This is a genomic window from Bradyrhizobium sp. Pha-3 (assembly GCF_042258615.1).
Lineage (GTDB): Bacteria > Pseudomonadota > Alphaproteobacteria > Rhizobiales > Xanthobacteraceae > Bradyrhizobium.
Window position 1 is genome coordinate 1,744,164 of record NZ_CP170152.1, and the last position, 18,247, is coordinate 1,762,410.

The window sequence follows — 18,247 nt, forward strand, 5'->3', positions numbered from 1 at the left end:
GCTAGCCCCCCTTCGGCTCAGAAGTGCACCAGAGTGCGCAGACCATTGACCCAGGCATTCTCGGTCTTGATGCCGGCGGCATTATAGCCGCGCCCGCCGGGATTGATCACGTACTGGGCGTCGAACTTGAGGTTCATCCAGCCGGTCGCCTGCCAGCCGTACCAGGCTTCGATCGGAACTTCGTTTCCGCCCGCATTCAGGGTGAGCGCGGCCGAATTCACGTGGGTCGTACCCACAGCGAAACCGACTTCGTCTTCCGGGCGCCAGGAGAACGTTCCGGTGTGCCTGAAGCCCAGGGCGACCTGGTAATCCTGATACGACGTCCGGTGATCGGCGACGGTCGTATTGAGGAACATGTACCAACCCTGTGCCTTTGCACCCTCAACGGTCAGCCGCTGCAGGATCGACTCGTAGACGCCGTAGCGGCCGCGCTGATCGCCCAGATTCTGGTCCGAGACGCCGCCGATGCCCGGCGCGATCGCAATGATACCGGGGAGGCCGCCGTCAATCGTCGACGCGCTGTCATACCAGCCGCCGAATCGCCACGTCCCGTTCAGGGGACCGCTCGGCGCCCAGACCACCTCGACCGGCACCAGCACGCCGGAGGCCCGGCTCGAGCCGGGGACGCCCGGCAGGAAGTAAGTCGCGGAGTCCGACGTTGTCAGATAGTTCGGATTGGCATCGTAGACGCCGACCGAAAGCTGCCATTCCTTGGTGAAGTTGTAGTGTGCGACACCAGCCCATTGGCTCACCGGCCAGTTATAGATGTAACCACCCTGGATGTTGCCGGGCTGACCGCCGCAGAACGTCAGGTTGATGAACTCGCACAGGCCGAAGAAGAAGTCGGAGCCGACCGGCAGACGGCCGCCCTTGAGTTCAAGGCGATCATCGAACAGCTTCTGCGAATAGTAGAGCTCGGTGAGGCGAAGAATACTGCCGCGGCCGTACACTTCGTTGGTCAGCTGCAAGGCCGGAATGCCCGCCTCGTCGTTCAGGTTGCGGCCGAAGCGGTCGACCAGCGTGAGGCCGACCGTACCGCCCTGAATGCCGGCAAGCTTCGCCATATCGAACTTGGCCTGAAAGAACAGCTGCCCGGCTTGGGTCGCGGTGTTCCTGTTGCCACCCGACAAATTGCCGACAGCTTCGTCGCCGAGCGTCAGGGCCAGCGAGATGCCCCGCTCCTTCAGTTGCGTCCTGCCGAGATCGCCGAACAGATACGGTCGTGTCCAGAAATCATCGGTCTCCGTGTAAGGCACAGGCGGAGCCTTCGTTAAGAGATCGGCCGCATGCGCGCCGCCGTCGAACAGAGATAACAAAGCGATCCCCACGCCGCATGCCCGCGCGGTGTTTATTGACCTTTGCAACATTTTTTGCACTCCCAGCGTCCCCGGCTTTGTCCAATTTTCTGTCACGTTCCTGCCCAAAGCCCTTCGGCCTGGAACGTGCCCCGTCAGTGTTGTCTACCCATCAACTTGAGATAGAAACTGCGCGCGTGCCAAAGCCCTTCAAGACGGTGGTGAGGGTCTGCCCGCGGCCCGGCCCGGCTCGGCCCACAGCGCCGACGCGGACGAGAGCGTCGTATGCTTGATCAGTCTTGCGCATCGAACTCTTCCCCTTGTGTCTCTACCCTGGTCGCCGCGGCCATATTCCCGGTCGTGGTTCTTCGTAATCAAGTCACGCCTGATCACCCGCGCTTGTCGGCAGCGCGGCCGCGCCGTGCGCAGATGCACTTTGCAGAATTGTGGACTCCTTCGATCTTGGCGTAGTGCGGGCGAGGCCAGCCAGCGCGGCCTTGCGCCGCCGCCGGGCCTGCAATTGCTGATCCGCCAGCACGCCGATCAGAATCACGGTCCCCATCACCGCGAAGTTCAGGGAGTTCGGAATGCCGAGGATGTTCACGAGGTTCTGCAGCACCTGCAGCAGCGCGGTGCCCAGCACGATGCCGAGAATCGAGCCTTCGCCGCCGCGCAGGCTGCAGCCGCCAAGGACGGCAGCCGCAATCGCATAGAGTTCGTAGAAGTTGCCGAAGGAACTCGGGGAGACCGAGTTGGTATAGAACACGAACAAGACGGTCGAGACGCCGGCGAGGCCACCGCTGATGACATAGGCGGTCGCGATCACGAGATTCGTCCTGATGCCGGAGTAGCGCGCCGCTTCCTCGTTCTTGCCCACGGCATAAAGCCAGCGTCCGTAGACCGAACGATGCAGCAGCACGCCGAGGATCAGCGCAAGGATGATCAGGAAGATGAAGGTGTTCGGAATGCCCGCGACATTGCCCGAGGCGATGCTGCTCAGCGTGCTGGCCTCGTCGCCGTAGCCGAAGCCGCGCGTCGAATCGCTGGTGTAGTAGCGCGCGGCGCCGCGATAGATCAGCAGTCCGCACAGCGTCACGATGAAGGGCTGCATCTTCAGCCGGGTGATCAGGAAACCCTGGATGCCGCCCAGCGCAAGCCCGCCCATCAGGACCAGCAACAGCGCGAAGGGCCAGGGTACCTGATACGTCGTCAGAAGGTCGATGAAGACGACGCCAAGCAACGCGAACATCGAACCGAGCGAAAGATCGATGCCTCCGGTGATGATGACTAATCCTTCGCCCAGCGCGAACACACCGAACAGGCCGATCAAATTGGCCATGTTCAGCAGGTTCACGAACGACAGGAAGGCCGGATTGATCGCGCCGGTGATGGCGGAGATCACCGCCAGCAGCAAGAACAGGCTGAGTTCCTTCTTCATCATGGCGCAGCGGTCTCCAGGGTTTCGAGCGCCTGGCCGACCGCCAGCCTCAATACGTTGTATTCGCTGAACTGGCTGCGCGCGAGCACGCCGCTGACGCTGCCTTCATGCATCACCGCGACCCGGTCGGAGACGCCGATGACCTCTTCCATGTCGGATGAGATCATCACGATGGCGACGCCCTGGTCGGCGAGGTTGCGCATCAGGGCGTAGATCTCGCTCTTGGCACCGACATCGATGCCGCGGGTCGGCTCGTCGAAGAACATCACGCGTGGCTGCATGGAAAGCCATTTGCCCAGCACCACCTTCTGCTGGTTGCCGCCGGAGAGCATCACGGCATCGATGTCGATGCTCGGCGCCTTGATCGACAGGCGCCTGGCTTGTTCCTTCGCGATTCCGCGCTCGGACGCGCCGTTGACCAGCCACATCCGCGCATGATCCAGCAGGCTGGCGAGCGTCACGTTTTCCCGGATCGGCAGTTCCAGCACCAGTCCGGATTTCTTGCGGTCCTCCGGCACCAGATAGATTCCTTGCCTGATCGCATCGCGCGGCGAGGCGACGCCGACCGGCGTGTTGTCGATCCTGATCTCGCCACCCAGCAGCGGGTCGACGCCGAATACCGCGCGGGCAAGCGAGGTGCGGCCGGCGCCGACGAGGCCGGCGAGGCCGAGGATCTCGCCGCGCCGCACGGAAAGGTCGATCTGCCGGTCGGGAAAGGCCGTCGTCACGACGCCGGCGATATCGCAGCCACCCGGCTCTGGCGAGCGTGCCGGGGGTGTGTACAGCGCCTTCAGGTCGCGGCCGATCATCAGCCGGATCATTGCGGCATGGCTCAGCTCGTCGCGCGCCAGCTCGCCCACGGTGCGCCCGTCGCGCAGCACCACGACGCGATCGGCGCAGCTCATGATCTCGCCGAGCCGGTGAGAGATGTAGATCACCGAGATGCCGTGCGCCTTCAGGTCGGTAATCACCTCCAGCAGCCGTTCCGTCTCCGAAATCGTCAGGCTGGAGGTCGGCTCGTCCATGATGATCACCCGGGCATCGATCGAGAGCGCCTTGGCGATCTCCACCATCTGGCGCTCCGCGATCGACAAATTGTCGACCAGCGTGTTCGGCGCGAAATCGGCACCCAGCCGTTCCAGCAGCGGCGTCACGCGGGCGCGCATCTGCGCATTGTCGACCAGCTTCAGCGGGCCGCCGGCGAGCTTCTCGCGTCCGATGAAGACATTGGCCGCGACGTCGAGATTCTCGAACAGGTTCAGCTCCTGGTGCACAAAGGCGATGCCGGCGAGGGTCGCCTCGTTCACCGTCATCCTTGCGTGCTCGTTGCCGCCGATGCGGATCACGCCCGCGCTCGGCGCGATCACGCCGGCCAGCACGCGCATCAGCGTCGATTTACCGGCGCCGTTCTCACCGATCAGGCCCAGCACCTCGCCGCGGCAGACGCGCAAATTGACGTCGTCGAGTGCCCTGACGCCGGGATAGGTCTTGCTGATTCCGCTGAGTTCGAGCAGCGTCTCCGCCATTCGGCATGTCCTCCTGCAGCCCGCCCGGCGGCCTGTGGCGGCCGGGCGGTGAAGCCGACTGAAGTTACTTTTTCAGCAGTTCCTTCAACCGCCCGGCGAACTCCGCGACGTTGGTCTTGCTGATCACCTTGGTCGGCACGATCAGCTTGCTGTCCTTTGGAATCCAGGACCTGTCGCCGTTCAGCGTCTTGATGATGTTGGTGGCGGAGAGATAGCCGAACTCGTAGGGCTGCTGCACCACCGTGGATTCGATCGTGCCGTCGGAAATGCCCCGCAGCGTCCGCTGGTCCTCGTCGAAGCCGACGATCTTCACCTTGCCGGCCTTGCCCGCGGCCTTCACCGCATCATAGATCAGCGGGGTCTCGTAGCTCCACAGGCCGGAGAGCAGCGCGATGTCGGGATATTTGACGAGCACGTTCTCCATGTTCGCCTTGGCCTTGGCAAAGTCCACCTGGTCGGTGAACACGTCGACCAGCTCGACCTTGGTGCCGGCGATCGATTCCTTGATGCCCTGTACGCGCTCGCGGGCGTTGTCGGCGTCCATCGTTCCGACGAACAGCGCAATCTTGCCGCCGTTCGGCAGCGCCTTCTTGATCTCCTCGCCGGCCTGCCGCCCGGCTGCGACGTTGTCGGTGCCGATATAGGCGAGACGGTTGCTCTGCGGCGCGTCGCTGTCCGTGGTGATCAGCACGGTCTTGGCCGCGACCTTGTTGAGTTCTTCGGTTGCATGCGGCGCATCGTCGACCGAGATCGAGATGCCGGCGACGCCGCGCACCAAGAGGTCGTCCAACTCGCGCCGCTGGCCAGCCGCGGTGCCTTCGTTGGTGACGATCAGCTCGATATTATATTCCGGGTGCTCTTTTTGCGCCTTCTCAAGCCCGCGGCCCGCGATGGTCCAGAAGTCGGCGGCAACATTGGTCACCAGCGCGATAGTCTTTTTCTGCTGCGCCTGTGCTATCCCTGTGGCCATGGCGAGCGCGGCTGCGCCCGCCAACAGCGGCACGATCAATCTTCTCGTTGAGTCATTCATATGCACCTCCCTGTCGACACCCCCGGTGAGGGGATTTCACGCCCGGCGCTTTTCGCGCCTTATTTTATTCACGTAACTAATAAATTAGCGCGACAAAATGTCCAGTCAAGGATGTCGTTGCCCGCAACTTCAAGCAATAATAGTGTGACGGTGATGTAATGTTACCACGATCGGACGCCTTTTGACCGTTATATGAGTTGTATATGAGTTACTCGCGTTGAATAACTTCACCAATCGAATTAAAAAGGCCGGTATGACTGAACAGCCCGAACCGCTGAGACGTGCTTCGAGTTTGGCCCGCGGGTCGAACCGCGGCCGGCTCGTCGAAGTCTTGCGGCGTCAGGGGCCATTGCCGCGCGTCGAGCTCGCACGCAGCACGGGGCTGAGCTTCCCGGCCATTTCGGCCATCACGTCGAAGCTGATGGCGGAAGACCTGCTGTGCGAAGCCGTGACAGATGCGGCGACCTCGTTGCCGGACGATACCGACGAGGAGGACGCGGATGGGCTGAACGGCCGCCGCCGCGGCCGGCCGGCGGTCTTGCTGACCCTGAACCCCGAGTTCGGCCGCATCATAGCCGTCTCGTTGCGCATGAACCTGATCGAGACACTGATCGCCGACTTCAGCGGCGCTGCCCTGGCGCAATCGCGGCTCGAACTCACGACCCGCGGGCTCGACGCAGGCGGGTTGTGCGACCTCGTGACCGCGCAGATCGACGCCATGCTCGATGAGACGGCCACGCCGCGAGACCGCCTGTTGGGAATCGGGATTGCGCTGCAGGGCATCGTCGATGCCGACACCGGCCGGCATCTGTGGAGCCCGGCGCTGTCGATCACCGACGTCGATCTGGCGACGCCGGTCCGCGAGGCATTCGGCGTCGAAGTCGTGATGGCGAACGACGCGGTCGCGGTGGCGCTGGCCCTCGTGGCGGCCGAGCCGGCGCTGGCGCAGGGCCTCACGGCCACGCTCATGGTCGGTCACGGCATCGGCATGGGCATCGTTGTCGACGGTGAAGCGCGCTGGGGTGCCGGCGCGGGCAGTGAGATCGGCCATGTCAAGTTGACGCCGAACGGTCCGCAATGCCGCTGCGGTCAGCGCGGCTGCATCGAGGCCCATCTCGCCGACTATGCGCTCTACCGCGACGCCCGCACCTTTCTCGATCTGCCGCCGGCGGTGTCGCAGCAACCATCCGAGGCGCAGATGGCTCTGTTGCGGGCGCGGGCACGCGCCGGCGATCCCCGTCTCGAACAGCTGTTCCGGCAGGCAGGCCACGCGCTTGCCGAGGCGGTCGCCACGACGATCTCGGTGCTGCGCCCGCACCATTTGATCCTCGCAGGTCCCGGCTTGCAGGCGTTTGACATGATGCGCAGTGCCTATGAGGAGCGGCTCGAGCAGGCAGTGTTGCCGTGGCTGCTCAAGTCCACCGCGATCCATGTGCGTCCAAGCGAGTCGGCGACGATTGTCGACGGCATGGTGCGGCGGACGCTGCGGGTCGTGGACCGACACCACATGGAGACGACCGAGTGAACCTCGGGAGCCGTGGCTCTTGCCTCGAGCCGCAGCGACGCAACCGGCGCGCTTGACGCGCCAAAGCGAGAGAATGCCAATGCAGGGTGCCATCTATCCAAGCCTCAAGGACCGGACCGTCCTGGTAACCGGCGGCGGTTCCGGCATCGGCGAGGCCATCGTCCGTCAGTTCATCGGCCAGGGTGCGCGGGTCGGATTCATCGATATCGATCTGACGTCCTCGGAGCAGCTGCTGTCCGATTTGGGAGCGCATGCCCGCGTGCACTTCGAGCACGCCGATCTGCGCGATATCGCCGCGCTGCGACGTGCGGTTGCCGGCATCCGCGAGGCGCTCGGGCCGATCACCATCCTGGTCAACAATGCGGCGCGCGACGACCGTCACACGATCGAGGACGTCACGCCGGAATTCTGGGACGAGCGGTTCGCCGTCAACCTGAAGCATCAGTTCTTCAGCGCCCAGGCGGTCGCACCCGACATGAAGCAGGCGGGGGGCGGTTCGATCGTCAACATCGGTTCGGTGAGCTGGGTGATCGGCCAGGGCAACATGCCGTGCTACACCACCGCCAAATCAGCGGTTCAGGGCCTCACCCGCGCGCTGGCCCGCGATCTCGGGCCGCACAATGTGCGGGTCAACTCCATCCTGCCCGGATGGATCATGACCCGGCGGCAGCAGGATCTGTGGTTGACGCCCGAAGGCGTGGCCGAGCTAATGCAGCGCCAATGTCTTAAGCGCAAGCTCGTGCCCGACGACATCGCCCGCGTCGTCCTGTTTTTCGCCGCCGATGACAGCGGCGCCTGCACCAACCAGAGCCATATCGTCGACGGCGGCTGGGTCTAGCGACAACGCCCGCCGGCTTGTTGCTATGTCTCGGGAGCGGTCTGATGCGAACGTGTCAGATTGTCGGCCCACGCATCGGCAATGTGGGGAAGGGTCAGATCCTGCTTGCGATCGAGTAGCAGTTCGAGCACGCGTGGCGGGGTCAATGGAAGGGCCTGGACGCGCTTGCCGGTGGCGTTTGCAACCGCGCATGCGACGGCGGCTCCGACATTCAGGATCGGCACCTCGCCGGCACCCTTGGTCCCGAGCGGTCCGATTGACGGCGCCCCCTCGTAAAGACTGATCTCCACCGGCACGACATCGAGCGCCAGCGGCACGCGATAGGTCTCGAAACCGCTTTGGCAGACACGGCCGTTGCTGCCGATCGTGACTTCCTCGTGCAACGCATAACCCAGCCCCTGCACGACACCGCCCTGGATCTGGCCATGGATGGCGCGCGGGTTCAGCGCGCGGCCGACGTCCTGCACCACGCGATAGCTGAGCACCTCGACGTGTCCGGTTTCCGGATCGACGGCGACCTCGCAGTCGTGGACCGCGAAGACGGGGATGTCGATCGCGTCGATGAAATGTCCGGCGACGCAGCTCGGCATCGCCGGCACGCCGGCGCCGGTGAACGCGCCGGTGCCGGACACCGGGCCAGCCAGCGCCTGGGCACGGGTCGCGACCTCCGCGACCGTGCGGCCGGAGCCCGGCGCGCCGGCGATCTCGATCCGCCCGTCGCGCATGACGAGATCATCGGGCGCAGCCTCGATCATCTCGGAGGCGACCTTCAAGAGCTTGGTGTGCACCTCCTGCGCCGCCGACAGGCTGGCCGCGCCGAGCGAAACGGTGGTGCGGCCACCGCCGACGCCGACATCATAACCGGCTGCATCGGTATCGGCCGCGCGGACGATCACATGCTCGGGCGTAATGCCGAGCGTGCTGGCCACGATCTGCGGCAGGCTCTGCATCATCGAGCCGGATCCAATCTCCACACCCGACGTGACCAGCGTCGCCGTGCCATCGGCATTCATGTTCACCGTCGCGGCCGATGGGCCGACGAAGACGAACCAGGTGCCGACGGTGGTCGCGCGTCCATAGAGCCGGCCGTCGGTGCGCGCCGGCGGCGCTGCCGCATCGCGCAGCGTATCCATCCGCTCGAGCATCGGGCCGAGCACATCGCCTTCGAACACCTGGCCGGTGGCGCCGAGATCCCTGTCGCCGAGCACATTGCGGCGGCGGAAGGCAAGCGGATCCATCCCGATCCTCGCTGCGATCTCGTCAGTGTGGCGCTCGAGCGCAAAGGTGTTGTAAACGCCGTTGCAGCAGCGGAACGCGCCGTTCGGCGCCGTGTTGGTATAGACCGCGCGCGAGACCATGCGCACGCTTCCAAGCCTGTAGTTTCCACCGAGCGTGTGCGCGGTCATGGTGGTCAGGAAGATCTGTTCGCCGCCATAGGCGCCGCAGTCCATCAGGACGACCGCCTCGCGCCCCACGATGTCTCCCGCGCGCGTCACCGCCGAGCGGATGCGGATATCGGCGTTCTCGCGGAACAGGCAGGTCAGCATCTCCTCCTCGCGCGAATTGACGAGGCGCACCGGCCGGCCGCTGGCGCGGGCGAGCAGGGCGACGAAGGGTTCAACGGCCAGATCGAACTTCAGACCGAAGCCGCCGCCGACCGGCGGCACCGTGACGCGGACCTGCGAGGCCGGTACGCCCAGCAGGCGCGCGGTCGCATTGCGGACGCTCCAAGGAACTTGCGTTGACGTCTCGATGTGGAAGCGTCCGTCCTCGTAACTCGCGACGACTGCGCGCGGCTCGAAGGCGACGTGGTTCTGCCGGCCGACGCGAAAGCAGCTTTCGACGATCTCGACGTCGGGCCGGGCAAAGGCGGCATCGACGTCGCCGCGAACGACGGTCGCTTCCCAGGCGACGTTGCCGCCACGCGCGCTGCCTTCGAGCAAGACCTCATAGTCGCGCCAGTCCGGGTGAACCAGCGGCGCGTCCGACGCCAGCGCGTCCGCCATGGTCAATACCGCGGGGAGAGGTTCGATCTCCACGTCGATCGCCGCGAGTGCGGCCTGCGCCTGTGCCAATGTGACCGCTGCGACCGCGGCGAGCGGTTCGCCGTCGTAGCGAATGACGTCGCGCGCGAACAGCGGGTGATCGGCGATGCCGATCCCGACCATGCCGGGCGCATCGGCCGCCGTCACGATCGCACGCACGCCCGGCATGCGGGCCGCTCTGGACGTATCGAGACGAAAGATCCGCCCCGCCGGCACGGCGGCGCGCAGCACCGCGGCATGCAGCATGCCGGGCAGATACCGGTCGATGGTGTAGCGCGTGCGGCCACGCAGCTTGTCGGCGGCGTCACGCCGGCGCAAATCCATCGTTGCGGAAACGTCTGACATCCTTGCGTCTCCCGATCATGTCGTGGCCAAGGCGAGCAGTGTCGCCTCGACGATGCGTTCATAGCCCGTGCAGCGGCAGATATTTCCGGTCAGCGCCATCAGGATGTCGTCACGGGTGGCATCCGGCTGGGTCGTCAGGAAATGCGTCAGGCTCACCACCATGCCGGGAAAGCACATGCCGCACTGGACGGCATCGCTGGCCTCGAGCGCGGCCTGGATGCGGTTCAGCATTCCCTGAGGCGCAAGGCCTTCGACGGTGCGGATCTCGCGGCCATCGGCCAGCGCAGCGGGCAGCAGGCACGACGGCGTGGGCTCGCCGTCGACCAGCACCATGCAGGCGCCGCAAAAGCCCTCGCGACAGACGGGCTTCGCGCCGGTCAGATGCATCTCTTCGCGCAGGATATCGACCAGCGGGGTGGCAGGATCGGCCGCAGAGGAGAGGCGATCGCCGTTGACGGTCAGGTTGAATCCCATGTCATCTCCGCGCGTTCATGAGCCAAGTGCAGCGATCGCGGCGCGGCGGACGAGGCCGGGTAGCACGCTGACACGATACCAGGCCGGCGCATCGACGCTGTCGCGGCCGACGAACTCGTCGATGAGTTCGGCCGCAATCTGTGCCGCTTCTGCGGCGTCGAGTGGGCGTCCGAGAAGTGCCGCTTCAAGGCGCGGCCAGCGGCGCGCGCTCGGTTCGACCGATCCGACCGCGATCCGCGCCGCCTGGACGCGGTTCGCCGTATCGACGCTGACCGATAGGCTGACGATGGCGACCGGATAATCGCCCGCTCGGCGCAACGGCAGGCGGGCATGGGCCGCCTTGCGCTCCGCTCGCGGCACGATGATCCGTGTCACCAGGCGGCCGGGCGCGAGCGTTGATCGGATCGCGAGGAAATCCGCCAGGCCGATGCGCTCGCGGCCGTCGCGGCCGGAGATCTCGACATCGGCATCGAGGCAGAGCAGCGCCGGCACGCAATCCGCCGCGGCGAACTCCGACGTCGCGAGATTGCCGCCGATCGTCGCCATCGCGCGGATCGCGGGGTTGGCCGAGCCTCCAGCGGCTGCTGCGAGACCGGCATATTCCGGAAGGTCGGCCAAGGCTGCCGCAAGCGCCGCATGCGTGACCGCCGCGCCGATCTCGATGGCATCGCCGCCGATCCGGATCGCGGTCAGCTCGGCGATCCTTCCGATGGCGACATAGTGGGTCCTGAGCGGTTCGTGCCGGATCGGCGATCGCATGATCCATGTGCCGCCGGCCAAGGGGGCACCTGCCGCACCATATTCGCTCAGCGCACCGAGTGCGGCGGCGAGCGATGGCGCGACATAGATCGATGCCGGCGCATCGCGCGACGAGACCGGGATGTTCTCGATGGGAGAGCCTGACATCATTGCCGCCGCTCCTGCCGCAGGCGATCCAGCAGCACGCCGATGACGACGATCGCGCCGAGCACGACCATCTGGACGTATCCGTCGATCCGGGTGAGGTTCATGCCGTTGGAGAGAATGGTGATGAACAGGGCGCCGAGCACGGCGGTGCCGACGCCGCCGCGTCCGCCCGCCAGGCTCGTTCCGCCGACTACGGCACCGGCGATCGCCTGCAGCGAGAGCGCGCCGCCGAGGTTCGGCTCACCCGATCCGGTTCGCGCCGTCATCATGATCGCACCGAGCGCGGCAAGTCCCGAGCACAGCACATAGGTCGCGACCAGGATGCGCCTGACCGGCAGGCCGGCGATCGCCGCGGCACGCGGGTTGGTGCCGATCAGATAGAGCGACCGGCCGAACACGGTGCGGCCTAGCAGCAAATGAAGCGCGATGCCGACCGCGAAGGTGATCACAATCGCCGCTGGCACGCCGAAGATGCTGCCGCTGTAGAAGATCTGCGAGAACGGCGCCGGCACGCCTTGCACGGGCCGTCCGGCCGAAAGGGTGGTCGCAATCCCGATCGCGATATTGTAGCTGCCGAGGGTCGCGACGAAAGGATTGACCCCGAGCAGCGCGACGACCACGCCATTGAAGAGGCCGCACGAGATACCGAGCGCGAAGCCGGCGCCGAGGCCGGCGAGCAGCACGGCGGCCGCGTCGTGACCAGACGCCGTGGCGCCGGCCATCGCGAGCGCGCTGCCGACGCTGACCATCGACACCGTCGGGCCAAGTGCAAGGTCGAAGCCGCGCGTCAGGATGACCACGGTCTGCGCCATCGCGAACAGCGCCAGATAGCTGGTCTGCTGTGCGATGTTGAGCAGATTGGCCGGCGACAGCACCCCGCGGTCGACCGCGGCGAAGCCGAGCAACAACACTGCCAATGCGACCGGCAGGACCGCGCTCCAGAGCCGGCCGCCGAGCGTCAGTTTCGGCCGGTCGGTGTCCTTGGCGGCAACGGTCAATTCGAGATCAGACACGCGGCTTGCTCCGTCGGCTCAGTTCGTCGAGCGCCACGGCGGCGACCATGATGACGCCGAGGAAGACCGGCTGGAGCCGCGAGTCGACGTGCAGGAGGTTGAGTGCGTTGCCAAGGATGGTCAGGAACAGTGCACTGATGGCGACGATCTCGATGCGTCCGACGCCACCGCGCAAGCTGACGCCGCCGATCACGGCGGCGGCGATCGACTGCAGCATCATCCGGTCGCCGCCAAAGCTTGCCTGGCCGGAGCCGACCTGTGCCGTCAGCAGAATGCCGGTCAATGCCGCAAGGACGCTCGAGACCACGTAGGTGCCGACGATATGGCGCTGGATCGTCACGCCCGACACCACGGCGGCATCGACATTGCCGCCGATCGCGTAAACGTAGCGGCCGAACAGCGTGCGCCGCTGTGCAAACACCATCACCAGGATCACGATCAGCGCGACGTGGGCGGCGGTCGGCAGACCGAATGCCTGGGCCCGTCCGAAGCCTTTCACGAATATCTCGGGCATGCCGTAAACGGGGATGCCGTTGGTGATCATGAGGCCGACGCCAGCGGTCGCGGACATCGTGCCCAGGGTCACGACGAAGCCGGAGACCTTGAGCTTTGCCACGCACAAGCCGTTGACGAGCCCGACCGCGACGCCGCAACCGAGCCCGGCCGCGACCCCGCTCGCGATGATGAGGACGTTGGAGCCGGGAAATGCGGCCGCGGTGGCCGCCATGGTCTTGGCGGTGACGACGCTCGCCAGGGCGACCACCGCACCGACCGAGAGATCGAAGCCGCCTCCGATGATGACCAGTGCCTGGCCGCAGGCGACGATTGCCAGCAGCGAGGCGTTGCGCAGGATGTTGAGGACGTTGACGATGCCATAGAACTGCGCATCGACCGCCGACATGCCGGCCACGAGCACCACAAGCAGGGCCGGCAGCAGCCCGATCCGGCCTGCGATCGACCGGAGGCTGACCGAGCCCCGTGGCGCTGCGGCGACCAAGGCCGTGTTCATGCGACCTCCGCGGCGAGATGATCACGGAAGAAGCTCGAAAGCACATTCTGCTCGGTCTTCTCGGCGCCCGTCAGCTCGGCGGCGATGCGGCCCTGATGCATGACGTAAAGCCGGTTCGACAGCGCCAGCACCTCGGGCAGTTCGGACGACACCACGATCACGGCGGCGCCGGCCTCGACGAGGCGCTTCATGAACTCGTAGACCTCGAGCTTGGCGCCGACGTCGATGCCGACGCTCGGCTCGTCGAACAGGAACACGGTCAGCTCGCGCGTCAGCGCGCGTCCCAGCATTACTTTCTGACGGTTGCCGCCCGACAGGGCGCCGGCGCTCCGTTCGATGTTCGGCGGCCTCAGCTGCAGCTGCTCCATGATGCCCGCGATCGTCACGCGTTCGGCGGCCTGCCGTAAGACACCGAAGCGGGCGAAGGCGGGCAGGTCGAGCCCGGTCATCGATGCGTTCTCGCGGATCGGACGGGACAGCGCGAGCCCTTCGGCGATCCGGTTGGCGGGAAAGTAGGCGACGCCGCGTTTGAGGCTATGCCTTGGGGTTGGAAATTCGTAAGGCGCGCCGTCGATCCGGATCGCGCCCGCTGACGCGCGCTCGATGCCGTAGATCGCGCGGATCAGCTCCGACTTGCCGCAGCCGACGAGGCCCGCGATGCCGGTGATCTCGCCGGCCCGGGCGTGGAAATTGACCTCCCGGACGCTGCCGTCGGCGAGCGTCAGGTTCTCGACGTCGACCATCACCTTGTCCGGCCGGTGGGCGATGGCCGGAAACAGCAGGTCGATCGTGCGGCCGGTCATCAGTTCCACCAGTTCGCCGTCCGTCGACCTCGCGGCATCGAGGGTCCGGATGTGGCGGCCGTCGCGCAGCACCGTCACACGGTCGGCAAGGGCGCGGATTTCGCGCATGCGGTGCGAGACGTAGATCAGTCCGACATTCTGGCTCTTCAGGCGCGCGATCAGCTCGAACAGCCGCCCGGTTTCGCGTTCGGTTAATGAAGCGGTCGGCTCGTCGAGGATCAAAAGGCGGACGCGGCCGAGCAGGGCCTTGGCGATCTCGGCCATCTGCTGATGCGCGCGTGACAGGTCGTCGATCCGTTGCGCGGGATCGAGGTCGAAGCCGAGCTCGTCGATCAGCGTCCTGGCGCGCTTGCGCATCTCGCGCGCGCGCAACATTCCGCCGCGCGTGACTTCGCGGCCGAGGAACAGGTTCTCTTCCACGGTGAGGCTTGGGATCAGCGAGAACTCCTGAAACACCGGACTGATGCCGATCTCTCGCGCGCGCTGCGGCGTCAGATGGCGGATCTCCTCGCCGCCGAAATGGAACGTGCCTTCGTCGGGGGGAAACGTACCGGATACGACATTGATCAGGGTCGACTTGCCGGCGCCGTTCTCGCCGAACAGGACGTGAAGTTCGCCGGCACGGACATCGAGGTCGACGCGGTCGAGCGCACGGACGCCGGTGAATCGCTTCGATATCCCCCGCAACTGAAGCAAGGGCTCGGCCGGCTTCGGGTCGATCTCGACATTCATCCGCTTCTCCGTGAGCCAGCAGGCGGGAGCACGGCTCCCGCCTCGGCCGTTCGGGCCGGCTTACTTGGCCGTGCTTACTTGTGCACGCTTACTTGGCCTTGACCGAATAGACCGGCGTCCAGCTGGCGGGCGCCAGCACGAGATCCATCTGCAATTTCGGCACCGTGGTCTTGTCGATCACCGTGGCCACCGGCTGGACCAGGCTCATGACTGGCTTCTTCTCGATCAGACGCACAGCCTGGTCGATCGCGATCGCGCCTTCGCCGACGGGATATTGGGTTGCGAAGGCGAGGATGTCGCCGCGGTTCAGCGCGTCGAGCATGGCTTGGTTTTCGTAGGACGACACGATCTTCAGGTCGCTTCGGCCCGCCTCGGCGACAGCGCCAATGGCGGCTTCGGCGGTGGGGGCGGTGCCCCAGATCACGTTCATGTTGGGATAGGCCTGCAATGCGTCCTGAATGAGCTGAAGCTGCACGGCGACGCCGGAGTCGCCGAACTTCTCGGCCAGAATCTTGGCGTTCGAGTTCTCGGCGATTGCCTTCTTGAACCCTTCATTGAACGATTCCGCCCAGCCCGAGCCGGCTGGACCGGGGAATGTCACGATGTTGAGCTTGTCGCCGGGCTTGGTCTGCGCCAGCAGGCCCTCGCCGGTGACCTCGCCCATGGCGACAAAGTCGACGTAATTGGCCGCGGGCAGTGCGTTCGGCGGCAGCGGATTGGTGACGCCGACCACCGGCACGCCCTTGGCCTTGGCTTCCTCGAACTTCTTGCTGAGGCCCGCGCCGGAGATCGCGCCGACAATGATCGCGTCCGGTCCGCTCGCCATGCAGTCATCGAATTGCGAAAGCTGCTTGGGCAGATTTTCGTAACCGCCAGCCTCGTAGAGGTTCATGTTGACGTTCATCGCCTCGGCCTGCTTCACGATGCCGTACGCGACGGCGACCCAGAAGCTGTCCTTCATGTGAGGAAACAGCACGCACAGCCTGTAGGGCTTCTCGGCCTTCGGCAGCGGCGTATAGTCCGCCGGTTTCGGCGTGCCGGATGACGCGTCGTACACCTTCATTGGAAACCACGGTGTCTCGGTCCCGGCCGCCGCCGGCATGGCGGTGCCGGCAAGGGCGAGGGCCGCGGCGATGCCGAGCACGGAGCGGATCGGCCACAGTCGGTTGGAAGAAAGGCACGTCGTGATCGTCATAGCGCAATCCTCATGGTTTGAATGAAAGTGCAGGCGATGCAGGGGAGGCGACGGCTTCGAATCCTCTTTTGGTGGACCGCGCCGTCTGCCGGCGCGGCTGCCGGTGACGATCAGCCCGCTTTCCACATCGCGACCGAGCGCCGCTCGAATGCCTCGCGGAATTGACGGGTGGATTCGGGAAGCAGCGCGCCGGTGCCCCAGTCGAGGATCACCGCGTGCTTTCGGATCACGTCGAACGCGTTGATCTCTCCGCTGCGGTAGCGCTGCGCCACCTTCTCCGGATCGAGCCGGACGTTGGCGACGCGCTCGGAGCGGATCCTGGTCCGGAGCGCAGCGGTCGCGACCTTGTCGACCTCGTAGTTGCAGAGCTCGGCATCGATGGTGTGCACCACGACGCCATAGTCCTTGGCGGCACGCTCGACCGAGACATAGTCGTCCTTGATGTCCTCGATCACGAGGTTCGGATCGCGCTCCAGCGGATCGCCGAACCCGCCGCCGCCGGCGGTCGGACGCGAAAAGACGTCGCCTTCGCCGATCGGCACGTCCGAGAAGATCGAGCCCAATCGCTCCTCGGCTGTGCTGCCGGCCCGCTTCAAGGTCAAGCCGTGCGGCATCGACGGCAGGCCACCCTCGATGCCCCACACGATGGCGCGCTCGCGGTCGCAGATATAGGAGATCACGGTCTTCTCGGCCTGCAGCATCCGCGACGTCTTCACCACGCCGGCGCCGCCGCGCCATTTGCCGGGGCCGGGCGAGTCCTTGAGGATCTCGCATTCGGTGGTCAGGATCGGGTTGGCGCGCTCCTGGCCTTCGACCGGCTGCGACATCAGCCCGGTGCCGAAGCAGGCGGTCGTGACATTGCTGCCGTCCTTGCCGTTGCGGCCGCCCCAGCCGCCGGGCAGCCAGTCGTAGAACATGAAGATCGGCTTGTCGGCGCTGCGGGCGTCGAGACCGCCGGTGAGCAGATATTCGAGATTGAAGGCGCAGGCGAGCGCGCGCTCCGGCATCAGCTTCGACCACATTTCGTAGATCGAGTTCATGATCTTCTCGAACGGCATCAGGAATCCGGTGACCGCGATCGGCCATTTGGCATCGACGATCGAACCTTCGGGGGCGATGATCTCGAAGCAGCGGTAGAAGCCGGAATTGAGCGGCAGATCGGGGAAGAAGGTCTTCATGCCGGCGGCGACGGCGGAAAAGGTCGCGCCGAACGCCGAGTTGTAGATCGAGCCGATGGTCGGATGGCTGCCGGTGAAGTCGTATATCGCGCGGTCGCCCTTGATCGTCATCTTGATGCGGATCGGGATCATGCCTTCGCCGCCGGCCGGATCGCGGTCGATGTAGTCGACGGTTTCCCATTCGCCGTCGGGCAGCGCTGCGATGCGCTGGCGTGCCGAGCGCTCGACATAGTCCTGCACGGCGGCAAGCCCGGTCTCGACGGTATCGCGGCCGTATTTGCCGACCAGACGCAGGATCTCGCGTTCGCAGACGGCGGTTGCCTCGGCCTGTGCCTGGATGTCGCCGATGATCGAGGCCGGGTCGCGGGTGTTGGAGGCGATCAGATGTGCGACGTCCTTGCGTAAGCCGTTCTTGTCGAACAGGCGGACCGGCGTGATGCGCAGGCCCTCGCGGAACATCTCGCGGGCGGCGACGTCGAACGATCCCGGTACGCTGCCGCCGACGTCCGACCAGTGCCCGTTGGACTGGCTGAAGGCGATGATCTTGCCGTCGGCGAAGATCGGACGGATCAGCCGCACGTCGGAAAAATGCGTGCCGCCGGCATAGGGATCGTTGATCGCGAAGACGTCGCCCTCATGCATGTCGCCTTCGAAATGGCGCATCACGTCCTTGCAGGTGAAATGCAGCGTGCCGACGTGGACGGCGATATCCTGGTTGCCTTGCGCTGCGCATTCGCCGTTGGCGTCATGCAGCGCGCTCGAGAAGTCGCGGTTGTAGATGACGAAGGAGTAGCAGGTCCGCAGCACCTGCTCGCCCATCTGGTCGACGCTGGTGATGAAGGAATTCTTCAGAACCTCGAAGGTTACGGGGTCGAGCGGGAGAGCTCCGGCCATG

Annotated in this window: 14 protein-coding genes; 2 read left to right on the top strand and 12 right to left on the bottom strand. The window is 65.5% G+C overall.

Going from position 1 to position 18,247, the window contains the following annotated elements:
- Positions 1-17: 17 nt before the first annotated feature.
- From ACE10Z_RS08160 to ACE10Z_RS08175, 4 genes are all read right to left on the bottom strand, one after another.
- Positions 18-1,367: a carbohydrate porin gene (locus tag ACE10Z_RS08160; RefSeq protein ID WP_375787466.1), complete on the bottom strand. Its 1,350-nt coding sequence runs from the start codon at positions 1,365-1,367 to the stop codon at positions 18-20.
- Positions 1,368-1,674: 307 nt separating this feature from the next.
- Positions 1,675-2,736, bottom strand: a complete 1,062-nt coding sequence (locus tag ACE10Z_RS08165) for an ABC transporter permease (RefSeq protein ID WP_375787467.1) — start codon at positions 2,734-2,736, stop codon at positions 1,675-1,677.
- Complete coding sequence (locus ACE10Z_RS08170; protein ID WP_375787468.1) at positions 2,733-4,259, bottom strand: sugar ABC transporter ATP-binding protein; 1,527 nt, start codon at positions 4,257-4,259, stop codon at positions 2,733-2,735. The genes ACE10Z_RS08165 and ACE10Z_RS08170 overlap by 4 nt, the downstream gene beginning before the upstream one ends.
- Positions 4,260-4,323: 64 nt before the next feature.
- Positions 4,324-5,289, bottom strand: coding sequence for a sugar-binding protein (locus tag ACE10Z_RS08175; protein ID WP_375787469.1), 966 nt, complete (start codon positions 5,287-5,289; stop codon positions 4,324-4,326).
- 253 nt (positions 5,290-5,542) lie between these two features.
- Here ACE10Z_RS08175 and ACE10Z_RS08180 point away from each other — a divergent pair, with 253 nt between their 5' ends.
- Together ACE10Z_RS08180 and ACE10Z_RS08185 are read left to right on the top strand one after the other, a co-directional pair.
- Positions 5,543-6,814: an ROK family protein gene (locus ACE10Z_RS08180; protein WP_375787470.1), complete on the top strand. Its 1,272-nt coding sequence runs from the start codon at positions 5,543-5,545 to the stop codon at positions 6,812-6,814.
- A gap of 79 nt (positions 6,815-6,893) precedes the next feature.
- A complete protein-coding gene (locus ACE10Z_RS08185) occupies positions 6,894-7,652 on the top strand; it encodes an SDR family NAD(P)-dependent oxidoreductase (RefSeq protein WP_375787471.1) in 759 nt (252 codons plus the stop codon).
- 23 nt (positions 7,653-7,675) lie between these two features.
- Here ACE10Z_RS08185 and ACE10Z_RS08190 read toward each other — a convergent pair whose 3' ends face one another.
- The 8 genes from ACE10Z_RS08190 to ACE10Z_RS08225 all read right to left on the bottom strand — a co-directional run bounded on the left by ACE10Z_RS08190 (position 7,676) and on the right by ACE10Z_RS08225 (position 18,246).
- Positions 7,676-10,042, bottom strand: a complete 2,367-nt coding sequence (locus ACE10Z_RS08190) for a xanthine dehydrogenase family protein molybdopterin-binding subunit (protein ID WP_375787472.1) — start codon at positions 10,040-10,042, stop codon at positions 7,676-7,678.
- Between the two features lie 15 nt (positions 10,043-10,057).
- Positions 10,058-10,516 (bottom strand): (2Fe-2S)-binding protein, encoded by a 459-nt coding sequence (locus ACE10Z_RS08195; protein WP_375787473.1) that lies wholly within the window; start codon positions 10,514-10,516, stop codon positions 10,058-10,060.
- Positions 10,517-10,531: 15 nt separating this feature from the next.
- Positions 10,532-11,422: an FAD binding domain-containing protein gene (locus ACE10Z_RS08200; protein ID WP_375787474.1), complete on the bottom strand. Its 891-nt coding sequence runs from the start codon at positions 11,420-11,422 to the stop codon at positions 10,532-10,534.
- Positions 11,422-12,435 (bottom strand): ABC transporter permease, encoded by a 1,014-nt coding sequence (locus ACE10Z_RS08205; protein WP_375787475.1) that lies wholly within the window; start codon positions 12,433-12,435, stop codon positions 11,422-11,424. Before ACE10Z_RS08205 ends, ACE10Z_RS08200 begins: the two co-directional genes overlap by 1 nt.
- Positions 12,428-13,444 carry an ABC transporter permease gene (locus ACE10Z_RS08210; RefSeq protein WP_375787476.1) on the bottom strand — a complete coding sequence of 339 codons (1,017 nt, stop codon included), beginning with the start codon at positions 13,442-13,444 and terminating at the stop codon, positions 12,428-12,430. Before ACE10Z_RS08210 ends, ACE10Z_RS08205 begins: the two co-directional genes overlap by 8 nt.
- A complete protein-coding gene (locus ACE10Z_RS08215; RefSeq protein ID WP_375787477.1) occupies positions 13,441-14,979 on the bottom strand; it encodes a sugar ABC transporter ATP-binding protein in 1,539 nt (512 codons plus the stop codon). The genes ACE10Z_RS08210 and ACE10Z_RS08215 overlap by 4 nt, the downstream gene beginning before the upstream one ends.
- Positions 14,980-15,067: 88 nt before the next feature.
- Positions 15,068-16,174, bottom strand: coding sequence for a TMAO reductase system periplasmic protein TorT (torT, locus tag ACE10Z_RS08220; RefSeq protein ID WP_375787478.1), 1,107 nt, complete (start codon positions 16,172-16,174; stop codon positions 15,068-15,070).
- 110 nt (positions 16,175-16,284) lie between these two features.
- A complete protein-coding gene (locus ACE10Z_RS08225; RefSeq protein WP_375787479.1) occupies positions 16,285-18,246 on the bottom strand; it encodes a hydantoinase B/oxoprolinase family protein in 1,962 nt (653 codons plus the stop codon).
- Position 18,247 lies beyond the last annotated feature (1 nt).

Excerpts from the sequence above, each read along its gene's own strand:
- ACE10Z_RS08195 (WP_375787473.1), bottom strand. The coding sequence starts at position 10,516 with ATGGGATTCAACCTGACCGTCAACGGCGATCGCCTCTCCTCTGCGGCC.
- ACE10Z_RS08180 (WP_375787470.1), top strand. The coding sequence starts at position 5,543 with ATGACTGAACAGCCCGAACCGCTGAGACGTGCTTCGAGTTTGGCCCGC.
- torT (WP_375787478.1), bottom strand. The coding sequence starts at position 16,174 with ATGACGATCACGACGTGCCTTTCTTCCAACCGACTGTGGCCGATCCGC.
- ACE10Z_RS08210 (WP_375787476.1), bottom strand. The coding sequence starts at position 13,444 with ATGAACACGGCCTTGGTCGCCGCAGCGCCACGGGGCTCGGTCAGCCTC.
- ACE10Z_RS08165 (WP_375787467.1), bottom strand. The coding sequence starts at position 2,736 with ATGATGAAGAAGGAACTCAGCCTGTTCTTGCTGCTGGCGGTGATCTCC.
- ACE10Z_RS08225 (WP_375787479.1), bottom strand. The coding sequence starts at position 18,246 with ATGGCCGGAGCTCTCCCGCTCGACCCCGTAACCTTCGAGGTTCTGAAG.
- ACE10Z_RS08175 (WP_375787469.1), bottom strand. The coding sequence starts at position 5,289 with ATGAATGACTCAACGAGAAGATTGATCGTGCCGCTGTTGGCGGGCGCA.
- ACE10Z_RS08185 (WP_375787471.1), top strand. The coding sequence starts at position 6,894 with ATGCAGGGTGCCATCTATCCAAGCCTCAAGGACCGGACCGTCCTGGTA.
- ACE10Z_RS08200 (WP_375787474.1), bottom strand. The coding sequence starts at position 11,422 with ATGTCAGGCTCTCCCATCGAGAACATCCCGGTCTCGTCGCGCGATGCG.
- ACE10Z_RS08160 (WP_375787466.1), bottom strand. The coding sequence starts at position 1,367 with ATGTTGCAAAGGTCAATAAACACCGCGCGGGCATGCGGCGTGGGGATC.
- ACE10Z_RS08170 (WP_375787468.1), bottom strand. The coding sequence starts at position 4,259 with ATGGCGGAGACGCTGCTCGAACTCAGCGGAATCAGCAAGACCTATCCC.
- ACE10Z_RS08215 (WP_375787477.1), bottom strand. The coding sequence starts at position 14,979 with ATGAATGTCGAGATCGACCCGAAGCCGGCCGAGCCCTTGCTTCAGTTG.
- ACE10Z_RS08190 (WP_375787472.1), bottom strand. The coding sequence starts at position 10,042 with ATGTCAGACGTTTCCGCAACGATGGATTTGCGCCGGCGTGACGCCGCC.